Below are 6,053 nucleotides of genomic sequence, written 5' to 3' on the forward strand. Positions count from 1 at the left end.
GTCGCAAACACGAAACCGTTATACGCAATTCAATAAATATTTTTCTAAGAGGATAAAGAATGATTGGCTTTCAAAGGGGAATAAATTTGATTTTTTCTTTATTTAATAAGGGTGACAACATTGTGTTTTCTCCACCCCGTTCCGAAAACGAATTATTTATAAATTGACTTACTTTATTATAATTATGAACAAAAAAATTACACTTCTACCAACAAAGATTGGTGGGGAAAAATGGCCAAAGAAGAATGCGGTTTTACAAAGCCTTGGCTTGATCTAGACATTAAAATTCTTCAAAAACTTGCTAAAGGTGAATTGAAAAATCCTCCTGAAGCGTTAAATGATATATACCCTATCAGTGTGCTCGCTGATGTTAAAGGTAAAGATATTTTATGTCTTGCTTCTAGAGGTGGACAACAATCAGTAGTTTTTAGTTTACTTGGAGCGAATGTAACAGTTATTGATATCGCAGATGGTCAGCTTGATGGCGATAAAAAAGCAGCCGCTCATTACGGATATAAAGTTAAAACTATCCAAGGTTACATGAGTGATCTTTCAATGCTTAAAGATAATTCGTTCGATCATGTTTATTAAGCACCTTCAATGGGCTATATACCTGATGTTAAAAAAGTTTATTCAGAAGTTGCTCGTGTTCTTAGAAGTGGAGGATTATATCGTGTGGGTGCCCAAAATCCACAATCTCAATTTGTCGATGAATCGTCTTGGGATGGCAAAAGCTATTGTATTTCTCTGCCATATGCTGTAAAAGAAAAACAAAGGTTAGAAAATGTAAATGTTCTTGAATATCGTCATTATCTGAGTAAAATTTTTAATGGATTAATTGAGTGTGGATTTGTAATCGAACATGTTGAAGAAATGCCTGAAGGTCTTTACCAAAGTAAAGAAAATAAATCGGGAAGTTGGGGATATTCTTTATTGTATATCCCTGGATTATCTACTATCTTAGCAAGAAAAAAATAAATAATATTCTTTATTAGGAGGAATAAAAAATGACTATGACAAATGAAGAACTAATCAAAAAAGCAGCATCCGTTATTAAACCAAAGAAAGTTGGAGATTTTTCTATTGGAGATGTTGGCTGCGCATTAGTAACAGATAAAAACAATATCTATCTGGGAGTTTGTATAGATACTGGCTCAGGAATGGGATTTTGTGCAGAACATAATGCAATAGGTTCAATGATTACTGCTGGAGAATATAAAATCAAAAAAATAGTTGCTGTTTGGAAAGATGATAAAGGTGATGTTTTTATCCTTTCACCTTGCGGAAGATGTCGTGAATTTATGCGCCAAATAAATGAGGAAAATCTAGAAACAGATGTAATTTTAGACAAAAACAAAATTGTAAAATTGAAAGAGTTACTTCCTTATTATAATTGGTTTCATAAAATTAAAACTAAGAATAAGAAGTTTTGAAAAATGAAATTCACCCCTAACCCCTCTTTCATTTTTCAAAACGGAAAAAACCAAATTTATAATTATTGAGAAAAGCCTATCATAGAGCTGAACGAAAAATATTTTTTGAACTTTCTTCACTTCGCTACGAGCCACGCTGCGCTCTCCTCCTTTTGGTCGTCGGGGCGTATAACAAGGGATATACAGTTCAGGGCTCGGCTCGCTCCTCACCCAAATTTTTCTTCCACTTCGTTCCAGAAAAACTTCGTATATCCCTAACGTTATATGAATACATTGTTATTTTAATTCAAGAGTATCAAACCATTAATGAGGGCTTAGATTTATACTGAGTATAAAAAAGGAGTTATATATATGGAAAGCTGTATATTTTGTAAAATTGTTCAAGGTGAAATTAAAGCAAATATTGTATATGAAGATGAGTTAGTTGTTGTGTTTTTAGATATAGACCCAATAAATAAAGGACATCTATTAATAGTACCTAGAAAACACAAATTAGATTTAGATGAGTTAAGCATAGAGGAATCATCCAGAGTTATGGAGATATCAAAGTTAATGGTAAGAATTTTAAAGAAACAATTTAATCCAGATGGGTATAGTATAATGCAAAATGGTGGAGAGTTTAACGATATTGGACACTATCATCTGCATGCTATTCCAAGATATAAAAATGATGGATTTGAATGGACTTTTGGTAAAGTGGAAGATCATGACTTAAGCGAGATAGGAAAAGAGTTGATAAAAGAAATATCTAACACTAAATGAGATTAATGACAACTAAAAACAGCACATCATATAACATAGTGGTGTAGACACTCTACACAAAATAGTAGAGCATCTACACTACTCAGACAGTTAGGTGTAATGGCAATTTCTGAGCAGGCTTTTCGGGTATTTTTTATGGGGTGAATATTATGAAAAAGTATTACTATGCATATGAAGAACGATATAAGAAAATTCATAAAGAAGGATTATTATGGTTTTCCAAAAAACCAACTCCTGAATTAATTGATTGGGTAGAATATTTTAATATTCCATTAGGCAATGAGATATGTGAAGTTGGATGTGGAGAAGGTAGAGACGCTTTGTATCTTGCAACTCAAGGATATGAAATTACAGCAGTTGATATTTCTGAGGAAGCAATAAGAAAGTGTAAAGAGCTAGCAGAAGAAAGAAAAGTAAAGGTTAACTGGGTAGTTTCTGATGCATTATATTTAAGAGAAAAAATTAAAAGGCAATTCAATTGGATTTATTCAGTAGGAACATTACATATCTTAGTAGAAAATGAAGATCGGAAGAAATTTCTAAAGACATTATATTCATTACTTAAACCTAAAGGGAAATTATTATTGATTAGTATGGGCGATGGCGAAACTGAAAGAGCTACAGATACTAAAATTGCTTTTGAATTACAAGAAAGAAATCATATGTGGTCAGAGAAAACATTTAGAGTCGCCAGCACTTCATAAAAAGCTATCAATTGGGAGAATCATGTAAGAGAATTAAAAGAAGCTGGTTTTACTATTGAAAAGGCTATGAATACTGAAAATGAGGAATATATTAAATGTATGACTCTGTATTTAACTAGGGAGTAATTGTTGCCACTATAACTAACATAGTATTGCTATCATCCTACTAAAATCATGTAGGACAACGGCAATACAAGAACGTTATGTGGCAGAAACTGCGAATATATCTCAACAAGAGTAGGAGGATAAAAATGATACTAAATGCAATTTATATTCTAATTGATATTATTTTTTTAGTTATAATTATTTTATCCTTTATATCAATTAGAAAGAATAAGTATAATGGAGATAAGTTATTTGAGACAAAAGATTTTTGGATATATAAACTAATGACACTAATGGGTATAGTTGTTATTACATTTTTGGGACTTTCTTTTATTAGAGAAGATTTAAATTACAATTTTAAATATGAAAACATCGCTTTTTTGCTAATGTTTTTTTCACAGTGGATTACTTTTCCGAGAAGAATTATAGTAGATAATAAAGGCTTCTATTATATGACAAGATTTAATGGGAAGAGATTAATCTGTGAATTTAATAATATAGAGAGTTATAAAATATCTGACAAAGGTAAAATAAAACTTTATTCATATGATGAAATAAATATAGGTTTAATTGGTAAGATTGAAAAACAAGATGTAGATAGAATTAAGAAGATATTAAATGATAGAAAGATTAAATCAAGATAACTTTAGAAAGATGTATTAAACTAATTAAATTATACTTAGAATGATTTCATATATGAAATATCAAGTTTTAATTTGAGCAAGTCAAATACTTTCATGTTTAAGAATAGGGATGGGTTATGAAATGAAAAGAAAGCTAGAATGGAATCGAATTAGAAATGCTGGCAAGATGGAATATATTATGAGGACTGTAATTTATTACGTTATTCTAAGAATAGGACTTTTTAGTATAGGTGAAATTCTTCAGATAATATTTGGAGTAACGGATATAGAGCTTACACGGTTATTATCTGATGGTGTATTTTTAATATTTGTATTTTTTATTTTAGGCATATTATATAGTTTATTAGAATGGAGCTTATATGAAAATATCCTGTGTGGAAAATGGAATAAGAATATTAAGAAGATAAAACAAAGATATATAATTATCTATGGTGAATTATATTATAGTATTCCATTAGCATTATTAGAAATTTTCTGGGGAGGATATTTTACAATAGACGTTTATATTATAGTTTTTATAACTGTAATTATTATTGGGGTATGTACAGGATGGATAATATGGGATAAGAATGAGCAGGAATTCTTATATGAATGGATATATGAGTAGAAATAATTGTTTATATAAAGAGTTTTGTGTGAACAGTACAACTACAACACTCACTTCATTATATAAAATCAATAAAACTAGTTAAGAAAGGTGTAGTGGTTATATATGAGTAAAAGGTATTTAAAACTATCTATAGGAATGGTATTATTTTTACTTTTAGCTTATTTTATTTGATAAGCTAAAGCAGAAGTGGCTAAAACTTCTTTTAAAAATTCAAACTTTTCAGAACAGAATAGCAGCTAATATAACCATTAGTGTGGTGTATATCTGCTAACAGATATGCAAAACTTAATGAAATAGATACTTGGAGGAAATTAGATGATAAAAATTATTGATACATTCAAAGAATTCAAAGAAGTTTTTCAAAATAATTTAGATTTATCCATAGAAGAAAAAATTGGTTTATGGGATAAAGCATATATACAAATTTCTGAAAAAGAAGTCTTAGATTATTTACATGATAATAATTAAGTACTGCATAGCAAGTAGTCTAGATATTTATTTGAAGAATAAAAAACATCGAGTTTCATTGAACCGCTAACTGAAGTCATTCGTAATGTTGCTTAATTTAGAAGAAACATAATGGGGGGAATTTACATGCAAACAATAGAAATAAAAAGATTAAGTAAGGAAGATATAGCACATCTTGATCCATTAGCTCAAGAATATAGACAAGCTCATGAAACATTAAAATTTAAAGATGAATATATAAACATTTTAATTAAATATTTCGAAGAATTGTTGGCAGAAAAAGAAAAAGTAGCAATTTTAGCTAAAGTTAATGATGAAATAGCTGGCATCATAGTAGGTACTATAGATAATAATTCTAGATTGATGCTACCTGAGAAAATTGGATACATTCCATTATTAGTAGTATTGAAAAAATATAGGAGAATTGGTATTGGTAGCAAACTTACTAATGAGCTAATTGGATGGTTTAAAGAAAAAAATATTGATTTAGTTGAATTGTATACTTCAATCGATAATGAAAATGCAAGAGAATTTTGGGAAAAGAATGGGTTTGGTATTAATCTTGAGAGAAGATTTAAAGAGATTTAAGAGAGTATTTTTAATTATGCAGTCTTATAATTCAAGGTGATTTAATATAAAGGTAATTGTAGATAAGTGGTAACGTATATCTGCTAATAAAGTATTGAATATATTTTACTGGAAACGTACAAAACATCTACAATACTACGAACGTTCTCCAAAATCACCTTTATTTACGAGGGCAAGTCAAGGGGGGCATACTAAAAATCATCGAGGACAAATATTAGGAGGTACATTTTATGCTTGAGTATGTAAAAGAAATGCGAAAATATATTGGACATAAACCTTTACTATTATGTGGAGCAAGTGTAATTGTTATTGATAGTAATGGTAGAGTACTGTTACAACATAGGAAAGATAATGATTGTTGGGGGTTTCCTGGAGGAGCAGTTGAATTAGGAGAAAGAGTGGAGGATGCTGCAGTAAGAGAAGTTTTTGAAGAAACAGGATTGAAGATTATAAATATGGATTTATTCGGAGTATATTCAGGAAAAGAGTTGTATTATAAGTATCCAAATGGTGATGAGGTATATAATATTGATGTTGTTTACATATCAAAGAGCTATTCAGGTGATTTACATGTGGATGGTTTTGAAGCTAAAGATGTCAGGTTTTTTGCCATTGATGAGATTCCACAGAAAATAAGTCCACCTGCGAAACCAGTAATAAATGATTTTATAAGAAGATATAATGAGTATTTCTGATTTTAAGGAGTTCTATTCAGAGTTATTAAAAGTTTTCGAGGAAT

At 29.7% G+C, this 6,053-nt stretch carries 10 protein-coding genes; all 10 read left to right on the forward strand.

Features of this window, described 5'->3' with window-relative positions:
• The first annotated feature begins 231 nt into the window (after positions 1-231).
• The 10 genes from TR13x_RS10465 (at position 232) to TR13x_RS10505 (ending at position 6,009) form a co-directional block, all read left to right on the forward strand.
• A complete protein-coding gene (locus TR13x_RS10465) occupies positions 232-591 on the forward strand; it encodes a class I SAM-dependent methyltransferase (RefSeq protein WP_054871884.1) in 360 nt (119 codons plus the stop codon).
• 9 nt (positions 592-600) lie between these two features.
• Complete coding sequence (locus TR13x_RS10470) at positions 601-978, forward strand: hypothetical protein (protein WP_152912151.1); 378 nt, start codon at positions 601-603, stop codon at positions 976-978.
• 29 nt (positions 979-1,007) lie between these two features.
• Positions 1,008-1,433, forward strand: a complete 426-nt coding sequence (locus TR13x_RS10475) for a cytidine deaminase (RefSeq protein ID WP_200905858.1) — start codon at positions 1,008-1,010, stop codon at positions 1,431-1,433.
• 351 nt (positions 1,434-1,784) lie between these two features.
• Positions 1,785-2,195, forward strand: coding sequence for an HIT family protein (locus TR13x_RS10480; protein ID WP_054871886.1), 411 nt, complete (start codon positions 1,785-1,787; stop codon positions 2,193-2,195).
• 149 nt (positions 2,196-2,344) lie between these two features.
• Positions 2,345-2,899: a class I SAM-dependent methyltransferase gene (locus TR13x_RS10485; protein ID WP_054871887.1), complete on the forward strand. Its 555-nt coding sequence runs from the start codon at positions 2,345-2,347 to the stop codon at positions 2,897-2,899.
• 251 nt (positions 2,900-3,150) lie between these two features.
• On the forward strand, positions 3,151-3,648 hold the full coding sequence (locus tag TR13x_RS10490) for a hypothetical protein (RefSeq protein WP_054871888.1): 498 nt from the start codon (positions 3,151-3,153) through the stop codon (positions 3,646-3,648).
• Positions 3,649-3,769: 121 nt separating this feature from the next.
• A complete protein-coding gene (locus TR13x_RS10495) occupies positions 3,770-4,255 on the forward strand; it encodes a hypothetical protein (RefSeq protein WP_054871889.1) in 486 nt (161 codons plus the stop codon).
• A 318-nt stretch (positions 4,256-4,573) separates the two neighbouring features.
• On the forward strand, positions 4,574-4,726 hold the full coding sequence (locus tag TR13x_RS11190) for a hypothetical protein (protein ID WP_161802944.1): 153 nt from the start codon (positions 4,574-4,576) through the stop codon (positions 4,724-4,726).
• A 126-nt stretch (positions 4,727-4,852) separates the two neighbouring features.
• Positions 4,853-5,314 carry a GNAT family N-acetyltransferase gene (locus TR13x_RS10500; RefSeq protein ID WP_054871890.1) on the forward strand — a complete coding sequence of 154 codons (462 nt, stop codon included), beginning with the start codon at positions 4,853-4,855 and terminating at the stop codon, positions 5,312-5,314.
• 230 nt (positions 5,315-5,544) lie between these two features.
• A complete protein-coding gene (locus TR13x_RS10505; RefSeq protein WP_054871891.1) occupies positions 5,545-6,009 on the forward strand; it encodes an NUDIX hydrolase in 465 nt (154 codons plus the stop codon).
• Positions 6,010-6,053: the final 44 nt, after the last annotated feature.

The organism is Caloranaerobacter sp. TR13, assembly GCF_001316435.1.
Taxonomy (GTDB): domain Bacteria; phylum Bacillota; class Clostridia; order Tissierellales; family Thermohalobacteraceae; genus Caloranaerobacter.

What these genes read in the sequence shown, in the direction of transcription:
- TR13x_RS10465 (WP_054871884.1), top strand. Translation starts at nt 232, where the DNA reads ATGGCCAAAGAAGAATGCGGTTTTACAAAGCCTTGGCTTGATCTAGAC.
- TR13x_RS10490 (WP_054871888.1), top strand. Translation starts at nt 3,151, where the DNA reads ATGATACTAAATGCAATTTATATTCTAATTGATATTATTTTTTTAGTT.
- TR13x_RS10475 (WP_200905858.1), top strand. Translation starts at nt 1,008, where the DNA reads ATGACTATGACAAATGAAGAACTAATCAAAAAAGCAGCATCCGTTATT.
- TR13x_RS10505 (WP_054871891.1), top strand. Translation starts at nt 5,545, where the DNA reads ATGCTTGAGTATGTAAAAGAAATGCGAAAATATATTGGACATAAACCT.
- TR13x_RS10500 (WP_054871890.1), top strand. Translation starts at nt 4,853, where the DNA reads ATGCAAACAATAGAAATAAAAAGATTAAGTAAGGAAGATATAGCACAT.
- TR13x_RS10480 (WP_054871886.1), top strand. Translation starts at nt 1,785, where the DNA reads ATGGAAAGCTGTATATTTTGTAAAATTGTTCAAGGTGAAATTAAAGCA.
- TR13x_RS10485 (WP_054871887.1), top strand. Translation starts at nt 2,345, where the DNA reads ATGAAAAAGTATTACTATGCATATGAAGAACGATATAAGAAAATTCAT.
- TR13x_RS11190 (WP_161802944.1), top strand. Translation starts at nt 4,574, where the DNA reads ATGATAAAAATTATTGATACATTCAAAGAATTCAAAGAAGTTTTTCAA.
- TR13x_RS10470 (WP_152912151.1), top strand. Translation starts at nt 601, where the DNA reads ATGGGCTATATACCTGATGTTAAAAAAGTTTATTCAGAAGTTGCTCGT.
- TR13x_RS10495 (WP_054871889.1), top strand. Translation starts at nt 3,770, where the DNA reads ATGAAAAGAAAGCTAGAATGGAATCGAATTAGAAATGCTGGCAAGATG.